General features: G+C 58.6%; 19 protein-coding genes. 6 read left to right on the top strand and 13 right to left on the bottom strand.

The features are described 5' to 3' along the window. Positions 1-154 precede the first annotated feature (154 nt). From OUZ52_RS10580 to OUZ52_RS10565, 4 genes are all read right to left on the bottom strand, one after another. Positions 155-1,669 carry a glycosyltransferase gene (locus OUZ52_RS10580; protein ID WP_266158355.1) on the bottom strand — a complete coding sequence of 505 codons (1,515 nt, stop codon included), beginning with the start codon at positions 1,667-1,669 and terminating at the stop codon, positions 155-157. Positions 1,670-1,674: 5 nt separating this feature from the next. Continuing rightward, positions 1,675-2,517, bottom strand: coding sequence for a hypothetical protein (locus OUZ52_RS10575; protein WP_266158354.1), 843 nt, complete (start codon positions 2,515-2,517; stop codon positions 1,675-1,677). Next, on the bottom strand, positions 2,514-3,854 hold the full coding sequence (locus tag OUZ52_RS10570; protein WP_266158353.1) for an ABC transporter ATP-binding protein: 1,341 nt from the start codon (positions 3,852-3,854) through the stop codon (positions 2,514-2,516). The genes OUZ52_RS10575 and OUZ52_RS10570 overlap by 4 nt, the downstream gene beginning before the upstream one ends. Before the next feature lie 325 nt (positions 3,855-4,179). Then, the gene (locus OUZ52_RS10565) at positions 4,180-5,121 is read right to left on the bottom strand and encodes a Gfo/Idh/MocA family protein (RefSeq protein ID WP_266158352.1); all 942 of its coding nucleotides are present in this window, start codon (positions 5,119-5,121) and stop codon (positions 4,180-4,182) included. A 614-nt stretch (positions 5,122-5,735) separates the two neighbouring features. Between OUZ52_RS10565 and OUZ52_RS10560 the strand changes: the two genes are divergently transcribed. Together OUZ52_RS10560 and OUZ52_RS10555 are read left to right on the top strand one after the other, a co-directional pair. Then, on the top strand, positions 5,736-6,623 hold the full coding sequence (locus OUZ52_RS10560; RefSeq protein ID WP_266158351.1) for a hypothetical protein: 888 nt from the start codon (positions 5,736-5,738) through the stop codon (positions 6,621-6,623). A 206-nt stretch (positions 6,624-6,829) separates the two neighbouring features. Then, positions 6,830-7,885: an isoaspartyl peptidase/L-asparaginase family protein gene (locus OUZ52_RS10555; RefSeq protein ID WP_266158350.1), complete on the top strand. Its 1,056-nt coding sequence runs from the start codon at positions 6,830-6,832 to the stop codon at positions 7,883-7,885. Between the two features lie 138 nt (positions 7,886-8,023). On the opposite strand, the gene OUZ52_RS10550 is transcribed toward OUZ52_RS10555, so the two are convergent. The 7 genes from OUZ52_RS10550 to OUZ52_RS10520 all read right to left on the bottom strand — a co-directional run bounded on the left by OUZ52_RS10550 (position 8,024) and on the right by OUZ52_RS10520 (position 17,794). Then, positions 8,024-9,232: a hypothetical protein gene (locus tag OUZ52_RS10550; RefSeq protein WP_266158349.1), complete on the bottom strand. Its 1,209-nt coding sequence runs from the start codon at positions 9,230-9,232 to the stop codon at positions 8,024-8,026. A 117-nt stretch (positions 9,233-9,349) separates the two neighbouring features. Then, entirely contained in the window at positions 9,350-9,817 is a 468-nt protein-coding gene (locus OUZ52_RS10545) for a thioredoxin domain-containing protein (RefSeq protein WP_266158348.1), read from the bottom strand. Further along, positions 9,817-10,953, bottom strand: a complete 1,137-nt coding sequence (locus OUZ52_RS10540; RefSeq protein WP_266158347.1) for a sialidase family protein — start codon at positions 10,951-10,953, stop codon at positions 9,817-9,819. The genes OUZ52_RS10545 and OUZ52_RS10540 overlap by 1 nt, the downstream gene beginning before the upstream one ends. A 49-nt stretch (positions 10,954-11,002) precedes the next feature. Continuing rightward, positions 11,003-13,255, bottom strand: coding sequence for a TonB-dependent receptor (locus tag OUZ52_RS10535; RefSeq protein ID WP_323135335.1), 2,253 nt, complete (start codon positions 13,253-13,255; stop codon positions 11,003-11,005). 901 nt (positions 13,256-14,156) lie between these two features. Continuing rightward, positions 14,157-14,741, bottom strand: coding sequence for a response regulator transcription factor (locus OUZ52_RS10530; RefSeq protein WP_266158346.1), 585 nt, complete (start codon positions 14,739-14,741; stop codon positions 14,157-14,159). Positions 14,742-14,854: 113 nt separating this feature from the next. Then, positions 14,855-16,099, bottom strand: coding sequence for an ATP-binding protein (locus tag OUZ52_RS10525; RefSeq protein ID WP_266158345.1), 1,245 nt, complete (start codon positions 16,097-16,099; stop codon positions 14,855-14,857). A 144-nt stretch (positions 16,100-16,243) separates the two neighbouring features. Next, positions 16,244-17,794 carry a peptide MFS transporter gene (locus OUZ52_RS10520; RefSeq protein WP_266158344.1) on the bottom strand — a complete coding sequence of 517 codons (1,551 nt, stop codon included), beginning with the start codon at positions 17,792-17,794 and terminating at the stop codon, positions 16,244-16,246. A 284-nt stretch (positions 17,795-18,078) separates the two neighbouring features. Here OUZ52_RS10520 and OUZ52_RS10515 point away from each other — a divergent pair, with 284 nt between their 5' ends. From OUZ52_RS10515 to OUZ52_RS10500, 4 genes are all read left to right on the top strand, one after another. After that, the gene (locus OUZ52_RS10515; RefSeq protein WP_266158343.1) at positions 18,079-18,450 is read left to right on the top strand and encodes a diacylglycerol kinase; all 372 of its coding nucleotides are present in this window, start codon (positions 18,079-18,081) and stop codon (positions 18,448-18,450) included. A gap of 88 nt (positions 18,451-18,538) precedes the next feature. After that, the gene (locus OUZ52_RS10510; protein ID WP_266158342.1) at positions 18,539-19,159 is read left to right on the top strand and encodes a LemA family protein; all 621 of its coding nucleotides are present in this window, start codon (positions 18,539-18,541) and stop codon (positions 19,157-19,159) included. A gap of 1 nt (position 19,160) precedes the next feature. Next, positions 19,161-20,051: a TPM domain-containing protein gene (locus OUZ52_RS10505; RefSeq protein WP_266158341.1), complete on the top strand. Its 891-nt coding sequence runs from the start codon at positions 19,161-19,163 to the stop codon at positions 20,049-20,051. 1 nt (position 20,052) lies between these two features. Beyond that, positions 20,053-20,556 carry a TPM domain-containing protein gene (locus tag OUZ52_RS10500; RefSeq protein WP_266158340.1) on the top strand — a complete coding sequence of 168 codons (504 nt, stop codon included), beginning with the start codon at positions 20,053-20,055 and terminating at the stop codon, positions 20,554-20,556. A gap of 187 nt (positions 20,557-20,743) precedes the next feature. Here the strand turns inward: OUZ52_RS10500 and OUZ52_RS10495 are convergent, their stop codons facing one another. Further along, complete coding sequence (locus OUZ52_RS10495; RefSeq protein WP_266158339.1) at positions 20,744-23,611, bottom strand: TonB-dependent receptor plug domain-containing protein; 2,868 nt, start codon at positions 23,609-23,611, stop codon at positions 20,744-20,746. Between the two features lie 323 nt (positions 23,612-23,934). Beyond that, on the bottom strand, positions 23,935-25,658 hold a 1,724-nt coding region (locus OUZ52_RS10490), incomplete at its 5' end, for an alpha/beta hydrolase family protein (protein ID WP_266158338.1).

Raw genomic sequence — 25,658 nt, 5'->3', positions numbered from 1 at the left:
CGATGCCTTCTTGCAGGGGGGAGTCAGTGGCTAAGGATACGATGGTTTGCCGTTGACTCATGACTGTACGAAGGTCGCAGACACCCGGCCTACCCCCTATGTGTTGCAGCTATGCGGCTTGCGGGGCGCCGCGACTTGGTATTCGAGGCGCCGGTCAGCGTGCCTTGCGCGCCCTGATCGCGGCAAGCGGGGTATTCCACAGCCGCTCTTTCAAACGGTAAAGCCCATTGATCAACGGCCACAGGGTCGAACGATGGATGGCGGCTATTTCCCGGTCGCGTTGCAACAGCCGTTGTTCCAATGACTCGCGCTGCAGGCGCTCTTGCTGCAGCAGCTCGTGGGCGCGCTTTGAGCGTAGCCGCTCCTCAGACAAGCTGGCATCAACCAAGGCGGCCTGTTGCTGCTGTTGGGACAAGGCTGCATTGGCCAGAGCCACTTGCTGTTGCTGTTCGGATAAAGCAGCACTAATCCGCGCGTTCTGCTGTTGTTGCTCAGATAACGCTGCGCGATTGTCGGCAACCTGGTGCTGCTGTTCGGACAGTGTGGTGTTGAGTTTGAGTAGGCTTAGTTGTTGCTCTGCCAAATAGCGTTCCGCTTGTTGTGCGCGAGCACGCGCGGCTAGGGATGCCGCCTCTGCCTCAATCAACGCCCGGGCAGTCGTGGGTGCGCGAGCCTTAATAGCGCTTGCCACTTGCGACAGATAGCGGCTTGCTGGCCTCAAATAGGCTTCCTTGGATAGCGGGCTTTCGACGGGATCAGCCAAGGCTTCCTGATACGTGCTCAGCAGCAGATCAATGGCGTCTTCGATGTTGGCTTCGGCCCTGATTCGCAACGATACCTCGCGCGATTGCGCCGCATTGTAACGATCGAGCTCTTTTCCAATGGCCTCAGCACTATGCGCGTTGCGCAAGCAACGAATGCCGAAATTGAGTCGACGCATGTTCTCGTAGTTGCGGGGGGTGACCATTTCACCAAGGCCGGCGGCATCGCATGCAATCACTGCGGTGCCGCATGCCAGAGCTTCCAGTGCGCAGCGAGCTTTGGCAAACACGATGTCGTACTGGCCCAGTACGCGCTCCGGATGTTGTTCGCCACGCCCTGTGGCCAGTCCTATCTGATCGAGTTCAATACCTCGTTCGGCGCAGGCTTGCCGTAAGTTGAGAAGAATGTCGCCTTCGCCGACGTAATTGCTGAAAATCAGGGCTCGACGCGCTTTGGCGGGCAATTCGTCGCGCAGCTTGAAGCGCTGCAGGTCGACAAAATTGCGGATTACACGGATACGATTCGGGTCGATGCCATGCGTGCTATGTAAGCGTTCCACGCACAAGTCATCGACAGCGATATAGTGGCGTATGGTCGGATACGCAGGAGCCATTTCTTCCCAGGGAATCCATCCGTGGCAAAAATATATGGCTGGTGTATCTGGAAAATGCAGCATTGCCGCCATAGCATCTAGATGATGTTGTCCATGGATGATGTCAGGTGCGAGGGCAATAGCTGCAAGATCATCGACCACGGGCACCGTTGCAGCGCGAAGCTCGTTGGCAACCGTCCCCAGCACACTGCTATAGGCAATGGGTTGATGACCACGCTTTAGTAGCGCCAGCGCGATATCACGCACATACAGCTCTGAGCCTGCCCGTGCATCGAGGGTGTTATTGGTGATCAAAATTCTCATGCATGGCTACCGATAGCGCGAGCGGAAATATTTGCAGCATGTTCGTCGAGCTGTTTTGCCAGTGGCAGAATATGCTCACGAAAACGGATGACGAACTGATACCGGCCGGCTGCGACTTGCTTCTCGCCATAGGTTTCGTAATAGGGTTTGCCAGCATCAAAACGCCGTTCCCAGTTGATACCGGAAAGTGTTGGCGAGAACAGGTACTCGCGCGAGAAAGCCTCCTTGCCGAAGTTCCGGAATGTATCCTCGGCTTCCTGCTGCAAGGTCGCACCTGCGTGGGCGGCATAGTCGTACACGGCGTCGATTTTGTGCTGAAATTGTGCGGGTGTGAGCATGACTTCCACCGAGCTGTACTCAGTGCCATCACCTAGCGATCGAGGATCGCCCATCAGCGGGATGATGTAATGCCGGATGCTGCCAGACTGCCTGGCATTGGCGATCTGCACAGCAGATCGAACGATGACTTCGCACAAATCATGGGTTGGGTTATAGCCTTCGACAGCATCACTGACAACGACCTCGATTCGCTGATCGATGATCACTTGTGCTAGGCGTTCGCATATGTCCTCAAACAGGTGACCGTCGTGAGCCAGCATGTGTTCGTAGATCTGTCGATCGGTCAACATGCCAAAGATAGGTCCGGTGGTAGCACCCGCAGCGGTAAGGATCGCGCGTGTTTGCTTTGTTCGCGGTATTTCGTCGCCGCCTGAGCCGTCAGTCAGCACGCAAACCAAGGGCTTTTCTTGTGTGACCCAACCCAGAACACGCAGCTCATGACCAGGATGGCCAATGACCAGAAGCGATCGCCTGTGAGATTCGTTGCTTGCAGAGGTCATGAAATGTTTACGTCCAGGCTATTGGGTACGTAGATCTGCGTCCAGAATTTGGCTCTTGTACTACGCATCATTTCAAAGACATGAGCGATTTCTACGATGTCGAAGAAAATCGCCTGCTGATGCGCATCGATAGGGTGGGTGAGCGAAATTCGCAAGCTGTACTTGCCGTCGGTGAGCGGCAGTCGCGTCCTATAGACGACCTCCGCCTGCTGTCCTGGCCGCAAGGAAAGAAGCTCATGCTCTTGCATCAGAAAATCTGCGCCGATGACAGCAATACGGTTTTTGTCGCATATCTTGTAGTTGACGGAGAAGGTGCTTGCGCGCGTTGCCTGTACGATGATCCGGATCGTGACATCCTGGTCAAAACTCGCTGAGCTAACCTGCGAACCGTTGTCGTCGATCATTTCCGCAAACATCACCCTTGCATCGCCCGTGCCCGAGCGAAAATTTGCCGCCATCTTTTCGAAGTGCTGGAATTTAGCGCACGTAGGGGCCGGTAATATGCTTGCTTCGCTGCCTTGGCGTTCGGGGGGCGGCGCGTCGGTGGCGGCACTTTGAATGGTTCGGTTGCTGGCCTCCTGGACATCACGAATGTACTGAGCCGTGATTTCTGATGCCGCTCCCATGGCTAGCATTTTTCCTTGGCGCAGATAGATGGCGCGCTGGCAGAGGGAAGTGACTGCGTTGGCGTCATGGCTGACAAAAAGAATCGTGGTTCCACGCTCCTGCATCTGTTTCAGCTTAACCATGCATTTGGTTTGGAAGCCCATGTCACCTACTGACAGCGCCTCGTCCACAATCAATACTTCGGGGTCGACCGATATGGCGACTGCAAAGGCAAGTCTTACATACATGCCTGAAGAGTACGTTTTGACGGGCTGATCCAGAACATCGCCGATATCCGCAAAGGATATGACGCTGTCGTATTTGCGTTCGATCTCTACTCTCGAGAAACCCATGATCGATGCTGCGAGGTAGACGTTCTCACGCCCACTGAATTCGGGATTGAAGCCGGCGCCTAGCTCGAGCAGGGCAGATACTTTGCCTTTGATGCGCACGGTACCTTCGGTGGGGGATAGTGTGCCGGCAATAATTTGCAGCAAAGTGCTCTTCCCCGAGCCATTGAGCCCAACGATGCCTACGGTCTCGCCTCGATATATCTCCAGTGATATGTCATCAAGCGCTCTGAACTCTTTGTAGAGTTGCTTGCGGTTTCTAAGGAATCCCTGCACGAGGCGATCTTGTGGACGATCGTAAATATGGTATTTCTTCGACAAGTTGGAGACGCTTATCGCACTGTAAATGTCATCGTTTACGTCTAGGGGCTTGCTGGACATTGCCACGCCTTCCTTCATTGCTGTTGTTCGAACAGACATGCCAGCTTGGTGGCCTGATCGGCAGTATCCACAATCATCTCCGGATAGTTCAGAAGGGCTGACACCTTATCGATCAGTTGTTTCATATATAGCAATGACCTATTTCCATGGCTTGAAATCGACACTGGCAGCGCAGCGAGTAAGTTGGGCAGCGTTGGCTAGGTTGAGCTTTTTGTAGGGCATTTCAGATGCCTGGTGACGTTACGGCAAGATGCCTCTATGGCCGGCTTGATTGCTTCGGGGGAATGGCAAGCGGCACTTTGCAACTCTTGTCGATACTTCGCCGCTAGACACATGCATGACCGTGTTCAGGTGTTACCTGCGGTGCAGTGCGATGCCGAGAGGCGTGGATAAACGATGCCAACTCTGCCGTCAGCGAATCGTGAGGCGGACTGGGTATCTGTGGCGGTAGATCTTGGTCATAGGTGTGCGATGGTGCTGTGCGATAAGCCGTGCGTCGGAGGAAGTCGAGTGCCCAGCTGTCACCTGCACCCAAATCAACAAGCATGCATCGATCATTGATTGACGCCGCGGCGCCCCAGTGCGCGCTCATTCGCGCAATGCATCCATTGCTGAAGTGCAGCTCGACGCATGCGTCATCGATCGTTGTAATACCTCGACTGTGTCCTTCAGAGCGGACGCTGGTTATGTCGGAGGCCACGCCGTATAAGATCAGATCGAGATCGTGAATCATTAAATCCATCACCACATTGAGCTGATCGTTACGTGGTGGTCGCTGCGTAGTGCGAACCATGTCAATGGTCCGTGCACGGGACAACAGGCCAGGCCCAAATGAATAAGCTGGGTTGAAACGTTCGATATGGCCGATTTGCAAGATACGGCCACTGGCTTGGGCAAGGACACAGAGTTCTTTGGCTTGTTCTGGCGTCTCTGCAATAGGCTTTTCCAAGAGCACGTCAAAGCCACGCCTAAGCAATCTTTTGGTTAATGTGTAGTGAGTGCTTATCGGGGTGGCTACCGAGACGGTTTGAACAGAATCTGGTAACTCATCAATACTGCGATACCACTCAACGCCTAGCTGTTGTGCAACCGATTGCGTGGTCGGGTCGGGGTCGACCACGGCTGTCAATTTACATTCCTTCAGGCGGGCATAGCATTGTGCGTGGAGTCTGCCAAAGTAGCCGATCCCCACGACCGCGGTTTCAACGCGCTCCAGCGGACAGTAAGCAGGTCCAGCGACAGCCAGGTTTTCGGTAGCAAGCTTCATAGCTGACCTCATTGACCCTAACGTTGACTTGAATCGTGGGATAACGCTGCTGCTGAAGATGAAGGGGATATGCCGTGCTTTATGTGAAGGTTTTCTGCGGTGGATAATTTCGCCCTAAGGGGTTTGAAAATAAAGTTTTTTATCAGGTTTGGGATATTCAGGTGCCGGTTTTGACAGCATTTTTACGGCAGGCGCGGTCGCATTATCGCTGTCGCACATCGCCAGCGACTTATTGCGATCAATGGCTTGGACACGGGTTTGTTTTAGCAAACCTTACCCAGCAGCAATTTCTTGCTGTTATGTCAGTGCTTTTAGATCGATACACACGTGTTTTCCCCCTCTTTCTGCTCATCGCAGTTACACGGTGCTGGGCATAGACTACTTGCTACCAAGGTCGGGGGGCTATGGGGATTTGCAGGTATGAGCGGGTCTGGATATTTGCCGTGCAGACCTGTCCGAGACTGCCACTCATTTTTCCTCGACAAGAGACCGTAAGTCAGGTGGCTGGAGCCGCCTCCACTTTGCCGCGTCACGATCCTGGGACGGGTCCCCTGACAGGCCACCTGCTCCGTTCCAACGGCTCAGGCGTTTCTTGACTAGAAAGGGGAAGTCCCATGAAACGATCGATGAAGTTTCTTCTGGCATTCAGTGTGATCGCTTTTGCCTTCGCTTCTACGGCGCACGCGCAGGCCACACGAACTTGGACGTCAGGCGTCGGCGACGACGCCAATCCATGTAGTCGCACCGCACCTTGCAAGACATTTGCTGGTGCGATCTCGAAGACGGTCGCGGGTGGCGAAATTTCCGTGCTCGATCCGGGTGGATTCGGTGCGTTGACTATTACCAAAGCGCTTATGATCAACGGCGGCGGAGAACTTGCGAGTGTGCTTGTTTCTGGCACGAATGGCATCGTCGTCAATGCGGGCCCAACCGATGTCGTGATTCTGCGGAATCTGGAACTCAACGGTATCGGCACTGGATTGTCAGGTATTTCGTTTGTAGGCGGGGGAACCTTGATTGTGGATCACTGCACGATTCAAGGTTTTACAGTGAATGGCATCGACATCGCCTTGTCTACACCTGCCAAAGTTATAGTTCGGGACTCTACTTTTGTGGGCGGTGCTGGTGGTGTAGTGGTTGAGAGTGGTTCGAGTACCGCAACCGTTGCGTCTCTTAAGAATGTCGTTATTCAGGGCACGACGCGCGCCCTTGATGCTAAGGCGGGCATTATCGAGGCGACCAATTCGCTGTTTCAGGGGAATACGGGATACGGCGCCTTTGCTGAAGGCGGTACCATCGATCTCGAGAGCAGTTTCTTTTCTGCAAACGGCACGGCTGTACAGGCCCAGACCGGTTCATCGGTGCGTATCTCGAATGTCGATATGTTCAACAACGCCGTTGGTATCGGGTCGGGTGGCGGTACCGTGAACTCGGCGGCCAATAACCGCAAGATCGGCAACACCACGCCGGGTGCACCCAACGGCACGATCGCGGTTCAATAGTGATCTAAGTGGTTTAGAGCTACCGATCATCAGAACCCGCCGGAGCGAGTTCTGGCGGGTTTCTGCAGGTCCCCTTGTTGCCTGGTATCACGAAGCATGTCGCCTCTCGCGGGGGCATGCTTCCGTTGTGGCCTTTGTTGCAGGTGACTGAGCAAGTTTGCGGTCGATCGCTATACTCGCCTCGTAGTCACTAGGGAGATCTCATCGTGAAGTTGCAATATCTGTTAGCCGCTCGTGTCATCTCTGGCGTGCTGGCTCTTGGCGCGGCCACCGTGAGCCACGCCACGACGCCCGTGCTGGTTATCCATGGCGGCGCGGGGGTGATCAAGCGCGAGATGAGCCCTGCCAAAGATAAAGCGGTGCGTGCAGCGCTTGCGCTGGCCTTGCAGAAGGGCTATGCCAGGCTTAAGGCCGGCGATGCGGCGCTGGATGCGGTGACCGCGGCGATTACCGTGCTGGAAGATGACCCTAACTTCAATGCCGGTAAGGGTGCGGTATTTACCCATGAGGGCAAGAACGAACTGGATGCCGCGATCATGGATGGCTCCAATTTGAAGGCCGGGGCGATTGCCGGTGTACACCGCGTGAAGAATCCGATCTTGCTCGCCCGTGCGGTGATGGATAAAACCGATCACGTGATGCTGGCTGGAGAGGGTGCTGAGGTATTTGCCAAAGAGGCAGGCATCGAGTTGGTCGATCCTTCCTACTTTCGCACCGAAGAACGCTGGCAGCAGCTGCAAAAGGCGTTGAAAGAGGACAAGCTGAGTCAACGACACAGCGATGTCGAGACGGCCAAGCATTTCGGTACGGTGGGCGCGGTTGCGCTGGATAGCGAAGGGCGTCTCGCGGCCGGCACGTCGACCGGCGGCATGACCGATAAGCGCTGGGGGCGCATCGGCGACTCACCGATTATCGGTGCGGGAACCTACGCCAATTCGGGTTGTGCCGTATCGGGCACGGGATGGGGCGAGTACTACATTCGTACCGTCGCCGCACATGAGATTTGCATGCGGGTAACCCAGATGCGCGTGCCGCTGAAGCGCGCTGCCGCCGAGGTGATCAATCAGGAAATCCCTTCGATGGGCGGCAACGGCGGTGCCATTGCACTGGATGCCAGCGGCAATATGGCGATGCCCTTCAATACCGACGGCATGTTCCGTGGCTGGATCGGCGCTGATGGGGTTGCCCATGTGGCGATTTACGGCGATGAGGACGATGGCACCGCCGATCCGATCCCGGATGCCAATGGGCCGGATCAATAGCGTTACGTCTTGAAATGACTATTCGGTCGCCTGCGTGCTTGCGTAGCATGCGGCATGTTCGCTGGCCGCGTTAAGCGTAGTTATCGCTTTGGGCTGTTTGGGTTGTCTTTTGTAACGCGTTGAGCTGGCCCTGCGACTCTACGCGCCACCAATATTCACCCCGGCGGCAAACGCGGCGCACAACAGGATTTGTGACATGGCGAGAAACACCAGCCAGAGCTGCCCGAGACGGCGGTGTTCGCCAGCCCACACGGCAAGCATGAGATAAATCCCCGGAGCTACGCCGAGATAGCGGGTGATAGACATGAGCGTGCCGGTGGAGAGCGGGGCGAGCAGGGTAAGGGCAGTAAATACGGCAAGGCTGTACCAGCGGCGGCGCCAGCAGGCCACGGCACTGGCGATCGCAAGCAGCGTAGTGACCAGATTCAGCAGGCGCGGATTCCATGGTGCAGCGATTCGATTGAGATAGTTAAAAGCATCCATCAAGGGTGTCCAGGGTACGGTCAGCTGCCTGCCCCAGGCGATTTGAATATCTTTGAAGGCCATCGGGTTTCCGGTAATGACCCATAGGTAAGCCATGAAGCCGGCAAGCCCAAGTGGGATCAGCCCAAGCGCGGCCAGCTGGCGCAGGTCGCGCTTGCCCTTGAACCACTCCAGAAACAGCGATGGCAGAAGAAACATGCCATTGAATCGCGTTGCGCCGGCCAGCATGCCGCCGACGGCGGCGATCCACCATCGTTGACTTAGAGCCATTAAAAACGACAGCGTAACCAAGGCAAAGAACATGGCCTCCGTCTGCGGAAGCGACATGAAATAACTGGTTGGCCAGAATGCGGCAAAGAGTACCGCGTCATCGGCGCGTTCTCTTGAATCGGCGAGTTTGCGAACGAGATGCCACAGCATACTCAAGCCGGCAAAGGCCCATAGATTGGCTAATAACAATCCAGACCAAAGCCACTCTCCTGTCGGTTTTGATGCGGCATTCCACAGCATCGGGTGCAATGGGAAAAAGGCCCAGTTGGCTTGCCGGGAGGTGTCGAAGGGGCGTTTTTCGTAACCATGCTGGGCGATCCCTATGTGCCACGCGGCATCGTTGACGATAGCGACACGCTGCAGTCCCGCCGTAATGTTTTCACGATTGAGTTTGACGAAAATGTTGTCGTTACGGCCCCATTCGGCTGTAGGCACATTGGCCACAAAGGCGACCGAAGCAAATGTCGCGACGATAATGAACCTGGACAGCAGGAATGGGACCAAGGCGCGTCGAATGCCTTCGGGGACTTTGCTCATGCATCGCGAAAAAATGGACTGCAGTTTTACAAGCGTGCTGGGCATTTCGGCAAGCATTACGGGTAACTCTTCTTTGGATGAACGTCGCGGTAGCGCAAGCCGCGAATCATGGCATGTATCAGGGCCAATGGCTGGTACGACTTCCAGCAGGGGTAGATGTTTTGTCGAGGCGCTTTATAGCGAGCCGATCTTCTGAAGCTGAGCGGGCGACAACGCGCCGCTGAAACTCTGCCGGCTTCCATCGGCGCGGATGACCAGCGTGCGTGGCATCTCGCCACCCCATTGGGGATCCAGTAGATAATTGATGCGCTCTGGCGTGTCGTCGGCGTAGGCCCGCGCAGGCCATGCAAGCATGTCGGCCGCCTTGAGGCGTGCTTCGATGGCGTCTTGTTGGTGGATGCTGTCGGTGGCGACGCTGACCAGCTCGATCTGCTGAGGGTGGGTTTGCTGCAATTTGGCCAGTGCTTGCAGATTCGTTTCGCAATAGGCGCAATCCAGTGCCCACAGCGCGATGATGCGCTCGCCCTGTGCGGGTGGCTTGAGCAAGGCGGCTACATCGCCGGCGCCCAGTGCCATGGGCGTACCGGCATGCACGCATAGGGGCAACATGAGTGCCAGTAGCAGTAATGGCTTGGTGCGCATTACAACGCCTCGGTAGGGATCAGGCGAAAGCCGGCAGAGGTATTCCATGCGACAAAGGCACGGCCTTGCCATAACAGCAGTTGTGGTGAGGCGCTGGCCGCCGGTGTGTTGGCGATCTGTCGGGCGTCGTCAAAATGCAATCCGCCATCGTGTGAGCCGCGCAGCATCAGCTCATAACCTTGAGCGTTCACATGGTTCCATACCACCCAGACCTCGCGCTCATGCACGGCGACATCGGCATGGCTGGCACCAGCGCCGGCGATCAACACGCTATGTGCCGGTGCTTGCCCTGGCTGGAGCTGGCCGTACCAGATGCTGGGTTTGTCCTTGGACTCATACCAGACAGCGTGCAGTACGCCCTGGCTGTCGATGGCGAGCCCGGGGCCATGATGGGGGCAGCCGGCGATGTGCCACTGGCTGAAGGTGGCGCGTTGCACCTCGCTGGCGCGTGCGTCCGCATGTAATACGGCGTAGCCATGATCGCGAATATTGTCGCCATAGATGCTGCGGAAGAATGCCAGGGCAATGCGGCAGCATTCGCAACTTTGATCGACCAGTTTGCGTTCCGTGGCAAAGCTGGCGCCACGATCGCTGGATACGCTGTAGTAGATGGCCGCGCCGAGATAGGGTTTGCTCTGCGCCGTGGCGGCTTCAAGATCGCGCTTATCGATCCACGCCATCACGATGCGGCCTTGGCCATCGACTGCCATGGCATCGAAACGATGGGTGATTTCGGCACGGTCGTGATGCACGGTGAGCGGCGCCGAGAAATGTTGGCCGCCATCGAGCGAACGGGCGAAGCGGACGAAACCGGTCCACGGTTTAGCCCGCGGCTGCGACCAGCTGACGTAGATCTCGCCCTGGCTGCCGAAGGCGATCTTGGGTCGGTTTTCGCCCTCGGCATAGATGGGTTCTGCCTGCGCATTGACTTCCAGCGGAGCGCTGAGGGTGCGGCCGAAATCGTCGGAGTGACGTAGCCGCACATGACCTTCCGCGGCATCGACCAGCCACAAGCGGCCCTTGCCATCGATCGCCGCACTACTGCCCAGCTCGGGCCCCTTAGGCATGGCCATGCCTTCGTGCGCAAGCAACGGGAGTGCGATGAAACAGAGCAGGGCGGTAAGGATGAAGCGCATGACGATGGCCTTGTTGGGTTCAAGCAGCTGTCGACAGGGTGAGGCGACGTTACAAATCCCAGCGTACTTCGCCAAACCAGGTACGTCCGGCATAGGGGTGGTAGACCCAGTAATGTGTATTGGTGAGGTTGTCCACGCCTAGCGAGGCGGTCCATTGCGACGCGAAATTCCAGCGCAGCTTGGCATCGGCCACGGTGTAGCGGCTGACCGCGCCGTAGGTGTTTATGTAGTCACTGTTGTCGAGACTGTTGTATTGACGGCCGGACTTGCGGACAGCGAGCGAAGCATCCCACGCCGGGTTGATCTGATAGTCGACGACCAGGGTGGCGCGATAACGTGGAATCCGCGGAAATACTTTGCCGTTGGCAGTGGGGTATTGGCGGTCGCTAAGCGTTTTTGCGTCATTGATGGCGGCGCTGGCGCTGAGGTTTAGTCCAGCCAGCCAGACATCGCTTAGATTGATTTCCGCCTCGATGCCACGCATGCGAACCAGGTTGACGTTTTGCACGCTGGTGATCGTGGGAGTGACAGTGATGTCGGTTTGCGAGTACAGCGAATCGGCGATGCGATCTTGAAACAATGACAGCCGCCAGTGACCGTTCGCCATATGTCGGGTCAAGCTGAGGTCGGTGGACCAGTCGCGTTCCGGGCGCAGGTTTGGATCACTGTTGATGATCGCGTTGCCGGAAATCGAGCCTTGAAACAGTTCGTTCACGGTGGGGTAGCGCAGCGCTTTGCCGCTGGCCAGGCGCAGCTGCCAGTCATCGGCGAAATCCCAGTTCAGGGCGGCCTTGGGGGAGAAGTCGTAGCGCTTCCTGTTGGGGTAGTTCACCAACGTGTTGCCGTTGGCGCGTAAGCCACCGTAAGCACGCCACTGTTCCCAGCGGCCGCCTACGGTCAGCGCCCAGGCAGGGGCGAAACTCCACACATCTTGCAGATAAAGCGCGCGGGTTTGCGTGCGGCCGCCAAAGGCACTCAGCGCTGCGCCGTTGCTTGCGCCACGCCAGTCGCTGGCAGCGCGAACGTTGGAATCCAGCACGTAGCGATCGCCATGCATGCCGGCGTAAAGCTGGTGCTGTTCCCCTAGTGGGCCGGAGCTGCGCAGGTCGAGTGTTTGCCAACCTGAGCCGCCCAAGTTGCCGACCGTGCCGGGACCGCCGAGTGGACCGATCGGCGGAGGCAGATTCGCTGTGTGCTGTTGTGAGCGCTGAAAATCGTACTTGCTGGCGACGGCCGTCCAGCGCCAGCCGTTGTCGAAGCGTCCGTTGAGCTCAGCCCCGTAGAGCACGTGGGTATCGAACGAGGAGGAAGGTGCCAGACCACTGGCCGGCAGGGTCCAGGTCTGACCATTTGCGGCGATGACCCCGCTATAGACCGGTTGCCCTTTTGCATCGCGGATCAAGCTGCGGGTGCGATCTTCCGCATGGTTATGCCACCAGCCCAGGGTAAACAGCGCGGATACCTGGTCGGTGATATCCACCCCCACTTTCAGTTTGGCCTGGGTTTGCTCGGTGTGTTCGATGGTGTTGGCGCCGTAGATCAGACGCGAACTGCCGTTCGGGTTTTGATCCAGGGTGGCACCGCTGACCGGAATGGCCTTGCCCGCATTGCCACCGGCTTTCGCCGTGGCATATTGCATCGGCTGCCCGTGGTTGTTCAATTTGTTTACCGACAGCAGCCAGCTCCAACGGCCTTGTTTGTTGCCCAAGGTGGCGGACAGATTATTGCCGTTGTAATGACCGCCACTGCCGTAGCGATCGCCGAAGTCCTGGCTCATGAATTGCGCGCTGGCGCTGGCGATAAACCTGTCAGGCAAGCGCGTGTGAATCAACACCGTCGTACCCAGCGAGTTGCCCGGATAAAGCGCGGAATACGGTCCATACAAAACATCGACCGCACCGATTTCTTCTGGCGCCACCATGCCCCAGCGCGGCGCACCGTCCCAACCGTTGGTCATCAGGTTGGATAGCAATAGACCATCGGCATAGACCAGGCTGCGCGCGCTTTGCAGGGTGCCGGCGTTGCGTCCGCTGACGACGGCGTTGGGGTCACCGATATAGCGCTTGCGCACCTGCAGGTTTGGCGCGTATTTGAGTGCGTCCGAGCTCTCGGTGATGTTGTGTTTTTGCAGCGTTTCGCGGGTGATGCGCACTTGCACGCTTTGCGCGTCCGTCACGCGGGTGTCGCTGGCGTGTACCGAGACCGGGGCGAGGGTGGTGGATTGCTGTGGGTCGGCTGCCAGTGCGCCATGGCTGATGGTGGCAAGCGCGAGTGCGCTCAAGGTGAGCGTGGCGATTTTCAACGGTGTCACCCTGGACCATGGTCAAGGGTTGGCAGGATAGTCGTACTATTTTGCGGAGGAAGGTGGCGCGTTGTCGCAGTGGGGTTTGGGCGTCTGGTTGCTTTTGCTGGGTTAGGGTGACTGGCGCTGTTTTGTGGCTGGGTTTTCGCTTGTTTGTTGTTGTGTGGCTAGGTTGTCGCCTTCGGCGGGTTTCGCCCTCCTGCCGGAGGGCGAGTCACTTTTCTTTGCGTGGCCAAAGAAAAGTAACCCAAAGAAAGGCCACCCCCATGCCGCGCTCTGCGGGCATCCTGCCCTACGAGTGCGTGAGGCTGGGCCGGGCTTTTCGACAGGGCTCCTGCCCTGGCGAAAAGGCATCGACATCCGTGTCGATGCCCCTTCGGGCCTTTCGCCCCAGCCTCACCGCGGTATAGGGGTCCCAAGAGCAGCGCGCATCCTGCGCGCACTCGGGTGCGACTGCTAGCAGTCGCCGGGCATAGGTGGCACGTTCGAAAGTCAGCACGAACACCACACAGGCTTTTGCTGTTGCCGTTGCTCCCGCTTTTGACCTTCGGGGCCCCTGTGCGTCGGTGAGGGTTGGACGATCAGGCCCGCAGGGGACTCGGCAGGGACGCCGAGTCCTTTTCGCCAGGGCAGGAGCCCTGTCGAAAAGCCCGGCCAGACCTCACGCACCCGAAGGGCGACAAGCGGGGATGGCCTTTCTTTGGGTTACTTTTCTTTGGCCACGCAAAGAAAAGTGACTCGGACCCCGGCAGGGGTTCGAAACTCGCCGCAGGCGACACTCTCGCGAGAAACAAGCAGCGAGCGAAAAGCCCGCCGCAGGCGGCCCCCTCGCCACAGAACAACCAACAAGCGAGAAAGGCAAACCAACCAGCGACAGAATCAACAAAGCCAAGAGAAAAAATCAATCCTCGCTATCAGGCCGCTCCCGCACCGGATGCTTACTCAACTTACGCTGCAACGTACGACGATGCATCCCCAACCGACGCGCCGTCTCCGAGATATTGCCATCGCACTCCGTCAGCACACGCTGGATGTGCTCCCACTCCAGCCGGCGCAATGCCAGCGGTGCTTCCGGTGCATCGACCACATCATCTTCGCCAGCAGAACTGTCGCCATCGAGCAGAGCGCGGACCACGGCGTCGGCGTCGACGGGTTTGGCGAGGTAGTCGTGTGCGCCGCGCTTGATCGCCTCGACGGCGGTGGCGATCGAGGCATAGCCGGTGAGCAGTAGCACGCGGATGTCGGGTACCAGGGTCTTCAGCTCGGGGATCAGGCGCAAGCCGTTTTCATCGCCCAGTTTCAGGTCGAGCACGCAGTAGCGAGGATGGTGGCGGCGGGTCAGGGCACGGGCTTCATCGGCGTTGCTGGCGGTGATGACCTCAAAACCGCGTGAGCTCATGGCGCGGGCGAGAACACGCGCGAAGGTGGCATCGTCGTCAACGATTAGCAGGGGTTGGGGAGGCGCGGTGCGCGGCAGATCGGTCATGGAGACTCTCTGTATATGCGACTAAGGGGGAGGCGTGCCGCAGTGTCGCCCAGGAACGGGCTTTTTGTGGCGGCGCATCTTGTGTACGGAAGCGTCAGGGGGCGGCCGGCTGCCTACAGGGCAGCTCCCGGTGCGGCTTTTGCCGCGATGACGGCTAAGGGCAGGCGCAGGCACATTTCTGCGCCGCCGTCGGTATTGCTGGCTGTTAGCTCGCCTTCCAGGCGTTCTGCGGTGGCTTCGGCAAGCGCCAGGCCGATGCCGAGCCCAGTTTGCTTCAGCGATCGTCCGAGCCTGGCCAGTTCGCCGGTGGCTTTGAAGCCGGGGCCGTGATCGCGCACGATCAGCTCCAGCCAGCCGCTTTCGCAGCGCACGGTCAGCGCGACCGCTTGCGAGTGATTCACGGCAGAAGCATCGACGGCGTTATTGAGCAGATTGAGCACGGCATGGCGTAGACCGGGTGGCGTGCGCAGTACGGTGCGCGAGACATCCTCATCAAGGCTTAGGGTCAAGTCGGCTTCGGGGCGCAGTAGCTGGAAACGTTCCAGGCAGCCATGAATAAACCTAGCCAAGGTGGCTTGCTCGGGCTCTTGCGAGAGCTGAGCCTGCCCGAAGGCGACCATCTCACGAAGAATCGTCCGGCAGCGCTCGACCTGGCCTTCGAGTAGTTCGAGATCTTCGGCCAGCACCGCGTCGCCGGCATGTTCGCGACGCAGTTCGGGTAACAGCGTGCGCATGGTGGATAGCGGTGTATTGAGTTCGTGTGCGGCACCGGCTGCCTGGGTGGCGATGGCGAGAATGCCTTCGTCGCGTAGCGCACGTTCGCGCACGCGTTGCACTTCGAATTGCTGCAGGCGAACGGCACGGGCCAGACGATTGATAAAAAAGCCCAGCAACAGTGCGGTGATCACGAAATTCACGCCCATGCCCGCCACATGCAGCGAGAAACCGCCGGCTGAGGCCGTGTGCAAGGGCATCGGCAAGGGCACATACCAGACTAGCAGCATCAGGTAGGCGATGCCGGCCAGCGCGGCGACAGCCAGAATGGCGCGGACGGATAACGCCGCGGCGCTTAGCGCGATCGGTACCAGCAGCAGGGTGATGAACGGATTGCTGGCGCCACCGGTGAAATACAGCAGATAACCAAGCACCAGGGTGTCGGCGGCCACGTGCATGATGGTTTCCCATTCGCGCATCGGCCATGGCTGGCTGAGCCGCCATGCGGCAAAAACCGAGAACACCGCGAGTAGGCCAATGCCGACCATCAATGGCAGCAACGGAATGGCGAGGTGCATCCATAACGCACAAACCAGCACGGCGACGCTTTGCCCGGCGATGGCGCAGATACGCAACCACGCCAAGGTGCGCGCCAGCGCAAAAGGCCCAATTCGGCTAAGCAGGGGGCGGCGGGTGCGAGATCTCCTGCGTCGATCATGATGGGTGTCGATGACAACGGACGCTGTCGCGTTGGCCGACGCCTCCGAGGTGATCGGCTGCAGTGAGCGCTAGGCGATTTCTTCACTATGCACCGCCGGTAGTGGCGTGGCCGATTCGGCATGGCTGGCCGACAGCTTGCGCATTAGCGGCAGCATCACCGCCGCGACCAAGGTGCAGGCAATACCCACAAAGCCGAGTTTGTTGAACAAACTGGTGTAGATGGTTAGCGATTCGACCGGGTTGACGATGCCTTGCGGCATGCTGGCAAGGTTGGCGATGACGCTGCCCAGGTATTGCGAAATACCCACGGCGACGTAGTACGCGCCCATCATGAAGCCACCCATGCGCGCCGGCACATAGCGGGCAATCATCGCCAGGCCCAGGCCACTGACCAGCAGCTCACCGAGCGAGTAAAAGCCATAGCCCCAGATCATGGTCCATGACGAGACCTGGCCGTTTACCGCGCTCATGGCGCCAATGCCGTAGATGAAAAAGCCCAGCGCGACGGCGGCAAAGCCGAGGGTGAATTTGACGGCGACGGAGGGGTCTTTGCCCAGCCGGCCAAGCGAGTTGTAGATCACCACCAGCACGGGACTGAGGATGACGATCCAGATCGCATTGAGCGACTGAAATTGTTCCGGTACCCAGTTGAATAGATGCCAGCCGAGCAGGTTGAAGGCCGGATCGACGTTGCGCACGGCAAACAGATTCAGCGAGGTAGCCATCTGCGCGTAGAAGATAAAGAAGAAAATCGTTTGCACGGTGAGCACCAGGGCCGCGATCAAACCCGCGCGCTCATTTCTTTCGCTGCTGCGAATCAGGTGGGCGAAGATGCCGAGAATCACTACCCCGGCGGCGTACACGCAAATTTTGGCGATGAGCTGGCTTTGCAGAATAAAGGCTGCGACAAACACCATGGCCAGGGCGGCGAGGGTAAGTGCAGCGGCTCGCTTGAGATTCAGCGGCTGTTCGTCAGCGGGAGAGCCGATATGCGCCAGGGTGCGATGCATCAGCATGTAATTGCCCAAGCCGAGCAGCAGGCCCACCGAGCAGGCGCCGAAGGCGGTATGCCAGCCGAGGGCGTCGCCATACTTGGCGCCGACGTAGTCACGGATCAAGGGTGTCAACGTCATCGAGGCCATCGAGCCGATGTTCACCGCCATGTAGTAAATGGTGAAGGCGCTATCGATACGGGTGTCGTCGCCCTCGTAGATCTTGCGCACCAGGTTGCCAGCGTTGGGTTTGAAGAAACCGTTGCCGACCACGATCACGCCCAGTGCGATGTACATCATGACGGGATTATTGGAAGGCACCCACAACATGGCGTAGCCCAACGCGAGAACCACGGCGCCGGTGATCATGGTGCGGCGGGTGCCGATCAATTTGTCGCCGACCCAGCCGCCGATAGCCGGGGTGGCGTAGATCAGCGCGGCGGCGGCACCCCATACGAGATTGGCCTTGCTATCGGCAAAACCGAACTTGTTGATCATGTAGGTGACCATCAACACCTGCATGCCATAGAAGCCGAAGCGCTCCCACATCTCGATCAGAAAGACGGTGCTGAAGGAGCGGGTCTGGGAAACCGGCGGGGTGGACGCAGGGAGTTTCTGGGTAGCCATTCAATGGTCTCGAACACGGTTCATACAACGACCGCGCTGCGGTCGACCACGGCGACTTAGATGGCGTAGTGGGCAGGCTAAGTGCTTGATACGCGGCAAGTCGCAGCCGGCGAAGGGTAACCCATTCGTCATCCGGGTGTAGCTGCGCTGCGACAATAGAGGCCTTGGCCGCATGGCACTTATGGCATTATCAACCGCTTGCCATTGGCCTCTTTGATCGAGATACGCCTCGTTATGCAGATTTCCTCGCTTTCAGCTTCACGACCCGACCGGATTCAGCACTGATGGCTGCCAGTGGCATTCGTGGACCGAAGGAGATCTGGCAGGCTTTCCAGTGGTCAATGAAAGGATTACGCGCCGGTTGGCAACATGAGGCCTCGTTTCGGCTGGAGGCCTGCCTAGCGATCGTGCTGGTGCCGCTGGGCCTATGGCTGGGGCATGGTGCGCTGGAAAAGCTTGCGCTGGTGCTTCCGGCGGTGCTGGTGCTGTCGGCTGAATTGCTCAATTCAGCCATTGAAGCGGTGGTTGACAAGGTCAGCCCGGAGTTTCATGAGCTGGCTGGACGGGCCAAAGACATGGGCTCGGCCGCAGTGTTTCTGCTACTGGTGATGGTGGTGCTCAGCTGGGCGTTAATCATCGGTCCGCGCCTGCTCTGAAGTCGGCCGGAGGGGTGGCTGAATTGCGTTCGAGCTAGCTGAAGTGCTGCAATGGCACCTCAGCCATAGATCAAACCGGAGTCTTGTCATGAAACTCTTTCGCGCACTTGCCCTGCTGCTGGTCGTCACCGGCCTGTCAGGTTGTGGCTACAACGCGATTCAACGGCAGGACGAAGGCGTCAAAACCGCCTGGTCCGAAGTGATCAACCAGTACCAGCGTCGCGCCGATCTGGTGCCTAACCTGGTCAACACGGTCAAGGGCTATGCCCAGCACGAAGAAAAGGTGTTGATCGAGGTAACCCAGGCGCGGGCCAAGGTGGGCACCATGCAGCTGTCGCCGGATGCGTTGAACGATCCACAGAAATTGCAGGAGTTCCAGGCGGCACAAGGCCAGCTATCCAGCGCGCTGTCGCGCCTGATGGTGGTCAGCGAGAACTATCCGCAGCTGAAAGCCGATGGTCTGTTCCAGAATTTACAAGCGCAGCTCGAAGGCACCGAGAACCGGATCACCGTGGCGCGTAATCGCTATATCCAGGCGGTGCAGGAATACAACGTGCTGATCCGCAGTTTCCCGAACAATCTCACCGCGAAAATGTTCGGCTATCAGGTCAAGCCGAATTTCACCGTGGAAAACGAGAAGGCGATCGCCACGGCGCCGACCGTGGATTTCAACGCCACTCCCGCACCGGCACCAGCGGCGACCCATTGATATGATTCGGCGCCTGCTACGGCTGCCGTTTCTCTTCGCGGTCCTGTGGTTACTGGCAGCAGGCATGTCGTCGGCGCAAGCGGACGGTGTGCCAAAACTGGCTCAGCATGTTACCGACCTCACCGGTACGCTGACGGCGCAGCAAGTCGACCAACTCGAGGCACAGCTGACCGCCTTGGAAAAACGCAAGGGTGCGCAGCTGGCGGTGCTGATGGTGGGCACCACCCAACCACAAGATCTGGAAGGCTATTCGCTGGCGGTTTCCGAGGCGAACAAGATCGGCCGCAAGGGTGTCGACGATGGCGTGTTCTTGCTGGTTGCCAAGGATGACCGGCGCGTGCGCATCGAGGTCGGTTATGGCCTGGAAGGTGCGATTCCCGATGCGGCGACCGCACGCATCATTCGCGAATACATCGCGCCGAAATTTCGTGGCAACGATTACTACGGCGGCATCAGCGATGCTGTCGGCGCGCTAACTCAGTTGATCGACGGTGAAGCATTGCCGCCGCCAGTGGAAGGGCGCGTTTACGAGAAGCAGCGTGGTGTCGACCTGCAGGGCAGTCTTCTGGCCGGCTTGTTCATCGCCTTTATCTTGCGCGGCATCCTGGGACGCACGAATGCCGTGGTACGCACGGTATTGGGCGCGGTGTTGACCGGTGGCGCGTTGTGGTTGTTGATGTCGCTTGGCGCCGGCGTGATCGGTGCGGTGATCGGCGGTGTGTTTATGCTGTTGCCTGCTGGCGGTGGCCGTTCGATTGGCGGCGGCGGTTGGGGCGGCTTCGGTGGTGGCCTTGGTGGCGGTGGCTGGGGCGGCGGTTCCGGTGGTGGTGGCGGTGGCTTCAGCGGCGGTGGCGGCAGTTTCGGTGGCGGTGGCTCGTCGGGGAGTTGGTGAGATGACACGACTGCAACGGCTGCTAAGGAATGTATTTGGCGAATGGTTTGCCGTGCGCCGATGCTTTTCTGCCGGCTTGCTCGATGAAATGACCCAGGCTGTAGCCATGGGCGAGCGTCAGCATAAGGGTGAAGTCTGTATTGCGATCGAGTCGCGACTGGCGCCGTTGGCGGTGCTGGAGGGCTTGGATGCACCGATGCGCGCGGCGCAGGCCTTCGGTCAGTTACGGGTATGGAATACCGAGCACAATAATGGCGTGCTGCTTTATATCTTGATGGCCGAGCATCGTATCGAAATCGTGGCCGACCGCGGTATCGCGCGCCACGTGGCACAAGACGAATGGGACGCGATCTGCACCCAGATGCGCGAACGTTTCGTCACGGGAGCCTGGCGTGAGGGCTGTCTTGAAGGCATTGCCGCCGTGCATGTCTTGCTGACCCGGCATTTTCCAGGCAATGACAAAGCCGAGCCAGATGAATTGTCGGATCGCCCAGTGCTGCTCTGAGAGAGTTGCTGAGATTGATGGGTAAGGCATTGCTGCGAGAGAAGCGGATGCTACTCGTTTATCCCGGCGATGGCGGGTCTGGGTAACAACCTTCGCTATGCCGTCTCCTGCCAAGAAAAAAGGCGAGCCCGGAGGCTCGCCTTTTTTTGTGGGTCAGGCTCTGGCGAGCCTGGAATCCCAGGAGGTCTTAGAACTTCTGGTTGTAACGCACGTACCAGAAACGACCAATATCGTACGACGGGTTGCCGACGAAGTTGCTGTTGCCGAGGGTGTTGCTCGATGCGGTATAGAACAGCGGGCTCTGGCGATTGAACAGGTTGTTGGCGCCCACCGAAATGGTGGCATTCCACGGCGCGTTCCAACGGACCTGCAGATCGTTGAAGGCAATGCCGCCGACCTGACGCTTCGGAGTAATGCCTACGCCTGGGGAGACGTAGTTCGGCAGATTACACTCTGGGCCGCCGGTGACGTCGAAGGTGCAGTTCTCTTTCAGGCCGGAGTAGTAGCGCACGCCCCAGGTTGCACCGAAGTCGCCGTAGCTCCAATCCAGGTTGGCATTGCTGCGGGTACGCCAGTTGGAGTACTGACCAGCGTTATAGTCGATGACGCCGTTGCCGAGCGTTTCGTTGTTCTTGGTGACGTAGTTGGTATCCACGTTGACCCGGAACTTGCCGATCGCAGTGTCTGGCAAACGGTAGGTGACGTTGAAGTCGTAGCCTTCGGTTTCCAGGCTGCCGCGATTGGCGTAGGTGTGGTTCAGGTTGACAACCTGGCCTTGCGCGTTACGCGAGAACAAGCCGCAGGACGCCTGGATGTTGCGCAGGTAGCAATCTTCCAGCACATCGTTAGACGAGACCGCGCTGATCTCTTTCTTGATACGGATGTTGTACCAGTCCAGCGACATGTTGAGGCCGTCGACATAGCTCGGGCTGTAGACCAGACCCAGCGTCTTGCTGAGTGAGGTTTCGGGCTGCAGCTTGGGGTTGGCGCCGGAGAGGAACGGGGTGGTCGAGGACGCGGCTGCCGAGGTGGTCGGTGTGCCCAACGCATCGGTCTGGCGGAAGTTCGGTTTCAGACCAGCAGCCTGGCAGGCGGCGACGGCATTGCCATTGCCGGTGGCGACCGCGCCGTACTTGCTGTCGCAAGGATCGGTGTAGACGTCAAAGGTCTGGTTGTTGCCGCCAAACAGGTTGTTGATGGTCGGCGAGCGGAAGCCTTCGGAGATGCTGCCGCGCACCAGCAGGTCGTCGATCGGCTTCCACTGCAGGCCGAACTTGCTATTGGTGGTATTGCCGAAGGTGCTGTACTTGGAGTAACGGCTAGCCAAGTCGACCGAGAGCAGTTTTGCAAACGGCAGGTCGGCCAGCACTGGGATGTTCAACTCCGCGTAGGCTTCCTTGGTGTTGTACTTACCCGACGACGGGGTCGACGACGGATTGGTGGAGTTGCCCGCCTGCGAGAAGGCATCCGGGTTGAAGTAACCCGACTCACGACGGTATTCCACGCCGGCGGCGAACTGCATCATGCCGGCCGGCAGCTGCACCACGTCACCACCGATATTGGCGGCAAAGCCCGTGGTTTCGGTGCCGTAGTGGGCATTGGTCGGCCGGCCGATGTAATCCATCATGGCCGGGGTCAAGCCACCCGCACCCGACAGGATATTGATCGGCGTGCAGCCCGCGATGACCGCACCCGGGCGGCCGCAACGAACGACACCGTCGCTGCCGAGGAAGGATGGGCCAAGACCCTGCTTGAGATTCAGCAGGTTGTAGTTGCCGATGCCGAAGACGTCGCCCTTGTTCTTGTTGAAGAACGCGCTGGCATCCCAGTTGAAGTTACGCTCGCCAACCTGGAACACGCCATCAAAACCGGCGCCGACGCGGTAGGTCTTCAAGGTGTTCTTGCTGACGCGTGGTTGCTCCACGCCGCGGCGCTGGAAGCTGACGTTTTGCGGCGTGGCGTAGCCCTGCTGGCTGCCCAGCGGGTTGTAGTAGCTGTCTTTGTCCAGCTGCAAGAGGGTGTTGCTGGTACCGATCGGGTAGCCGGCGGTCTGAATGTTGGCGGTGCGCTCGGTATAGGCAGCGTCGGCACGGAAGTTGACGTTGTCGGTGATGGCATAGGTAGCTTTGCCAAACAGCGATTTACGCTTGGCGCCGTTGATCAGCATCATTTGCTGGTCGGCGTTGTAATTGTCAGCGCTGCTGTACGGGTGGTAGTTGGCGAAATTGGTCGGATCGCCACCTTCGTTGAGCTTGTACCTGCCGCCGGGGCCGTTGGAGATCACGCCGCCCGGGCCGAACGAGGAAAGACCGTCGTTCGGACTGCCTGCAGGATGGCGCGGACCGTTCGGCGTGGCCGAGAAGTCACGATCGCTGGCCCAGACCGGATCATCTTTGGCATAGGTGCCGCTGAAGATGTAGGACAGCTTGCCGATCTTGTTGCCCCAGGTGAAATCGTACTGCTGATGGGCGCCATCGCCCTTGCCGTACTGGCCGTAATAGGCATTCGCCTCGGCGCCCTTGAAGTCCGAGCGGGTGATGATGTTGATCACGCCGGCGATCGCGTCCGAGCCGTAAATGGCCGAAGCGCCGTCCTTCAGTACATCGATGCGCTCGATGATCGAGGAGGGGATCGTGTCCAGATCGGTAAAGCCGTCGGCATTGGTGCCCCAGCGGCGGCCATCGACCAGCACCAGCGTGCGCGAGGCACCGAGGCCACGCAGCTCGACGGTGGCGCTGCCGGCGTAGGTGTTGGAGGTCAGCACAGCGGACCTGCTATAGCCCGGCGAGCCCGATGCGGTGATGCGCGAGATGATATCGCCCGTGCTGGTGTAGCCCTGCTTCTGGATTTCTTGGCGGGTGAGGCTGAAAACCGGCTGTGCGGTTTCAAGGTCCACACTGCGGATGCGCGAGCCAGTAACAGTGACGGTCTCAAGGCTTTTCGCCTTGGCTTCGGTCGGAGCTTGGTTGGGGGCGGCGTCCTGTGCCGAGGCGGCCCAGATGGGCAACATCAGTGCCGCGCCGATGGCCGTAGCCAGCAGTGTCTTTTGCTTCATTGTTTAAACAACTCCGAACAAAAAAATAGCCAGCAGCCAGCGGCTTAGCTGGTCATCTGGGTATCTGGGATGGCACGCCATGCTCGGGGTTGAGCCTGCGTGCCTCGGCATCGTCGTGCCATGGGGGGTAGACGATGTGAGCTCGAAGTTAAATCAAATGATTGCGAAATTGCAACCCGGGTTAAATAGAAAATGCGACCTGATTGAAACAAATAGTCGTTAGCGTTGTCGCGCATCCAGCGTGCTACTGCGTCGGACATAGCGACTTAACGCTATGCCCGACATAGACTTATCTAATATGTGTACTTTTAAGTGCGCTAATGTCAGTGGCTGGCGCCCTCGCCGATATGCTTCGCAAGAAAGGCTTCCAGCGTGCGCAAAAATTCGGCGCTGTTCTTCTCATCGTAAAAACCATGGCCTTCGCCAGGCTTGGATAACCACTCGTAAGGCTTATGCGCGGCGTCCAGTGCGGCACGCATCGCCTTGGCCTGGGCGAAGGGGGCGCGTTGATCGTCTTCGCCATGGACCAGTAGCACCGGGACGGTGATTTTGTCGGCGAGCTTGTCGGGTGAGTTGGCGGCGAGATCGGCGTCATCCTTGCCGATAACCGTGCTCAAATAGCTGCGACCGAACTGGTTGTCGCCGATATCGCCTTTTTTGTACATCATCGCCAGGTCGTAAATGCCTGCGTAGCCCACAGCACACTTGAACAGTTCCGGTGCGCGGATCGTGGTCATCATCGCCGAATAGCCGCCGAAACTGCCGCCAAAGACACAGATGCGCTTGGCATCGGCGTAATTCTCGGCGATGGCCCACTTCACGCCGTCGATCAGATCCTGCTGAATACGCGTCCCCCACTTCAGGTAGCCGGCTCTTTCGAAGCCGACACCCCGGCCACCGGAGCCGCGATAGTTCACTTGCAGCACCAAGTAGCCACGGTTGGCGAGAAATTGCGACTCGCCGTCGTAGAACCAGTCGTCTTGTACGCCGTGAGGACCACCATGAGGCAGCAAGACCATAGGCAGGTTGGCTTCGCCGCGACCGGGGGGCAGGGTGAGGATGGCTTCGAGCTCGGTGCCATCGCTGGCCTTGAAGCGCAGGGGTCTGCGTTCAGCCATTTTCTTTGGGTCGATCCATGGCTGACCGGCAAACAGCTTGGTCACTTTGTAGCTGACCGTGTCGATCAAGTAATAAGTGCCGGGGTCCCGATCACTGGAAGTAGCAAACAGTAGTTGTTTGCCATCCTCACTGTAGTTAATAAAGTCGACCAGACTGCCTGGAAACTTCAGGCTTAAGGCCATGTGTAATTTGCTTGCCGGCAAGTTCGGGTCGATATAGATCGGCTTGGGCAGGCCGGTAGCGCTTATCGCGGCAAAGGGTTGTCTTGGCGCCGCGGTCCAAAGGAGATTCTCGACGCTGCCGAAATCATCTTTGGCGAGCGTCTTGCGATTGCCGCCATTTTCATCTTGTTCGATCAGCGCATCAGGGCCGCCGGTGAGATTGTGAAAGGCATAGATGCGTTGACGGTCGGGCGTGAGGCCGATCGGCACAAAGCTTGGGCCGACATGGCTTGCATCGAGCTTGGCCCAGCCGCTGCCCTCGCGCTGATAGACCACATAGTCGAAGTCCTTGTTGGTGCCATAGGCGAAATGCACCTGGCCGTCCGCACCGACCATGAAGCTCATCTTACCCACGCCGATATCGCCAATCAGCCTGCGCGAGTTCTTGGTGGCGTCGACGTCGTACAGCGAGCTGCTGTTGTCGCTGCTCCATGGGTGCGCGCCCAGATAGAAATGGCCGTTTTTGGGTTCCGGCATACCTTCGATCGAGCCCCAGCCGCGATCGGTGGCACGTGTACCGGCACGCTTGCCGGCACCAACGTCGTAACCGTAAAGATAATCCTGGTTCTTGCCATCGACATCGGTAGCGAGGATTTCGCCGGTGAGCATGGGTTTGTCGATCGAGCCGAACTGCTTGCCTTTCTCGACCAGCAGGCGTGTGGCGCTGACCCAACGGATATCGGCCGGGAGCTCGTACTTGGGCATGC

Origin of the sequence: Dyella silvatica (assembly GCF_026283955.1) — a bacterium.
Taxonomy (GTDB): domain Bacteria; phylum Pseudomonadota; class Gammaproteobacteria; order Xanthomonadales; family Rhodanobacteraceae; genus Dyella_C; species Dyella_C silvatica.
The sequence above is the reverse complement of the archived record's forward strand: the minus strand, read 5'-3'. Positions and strand labels throughout refer to the sequence as shown.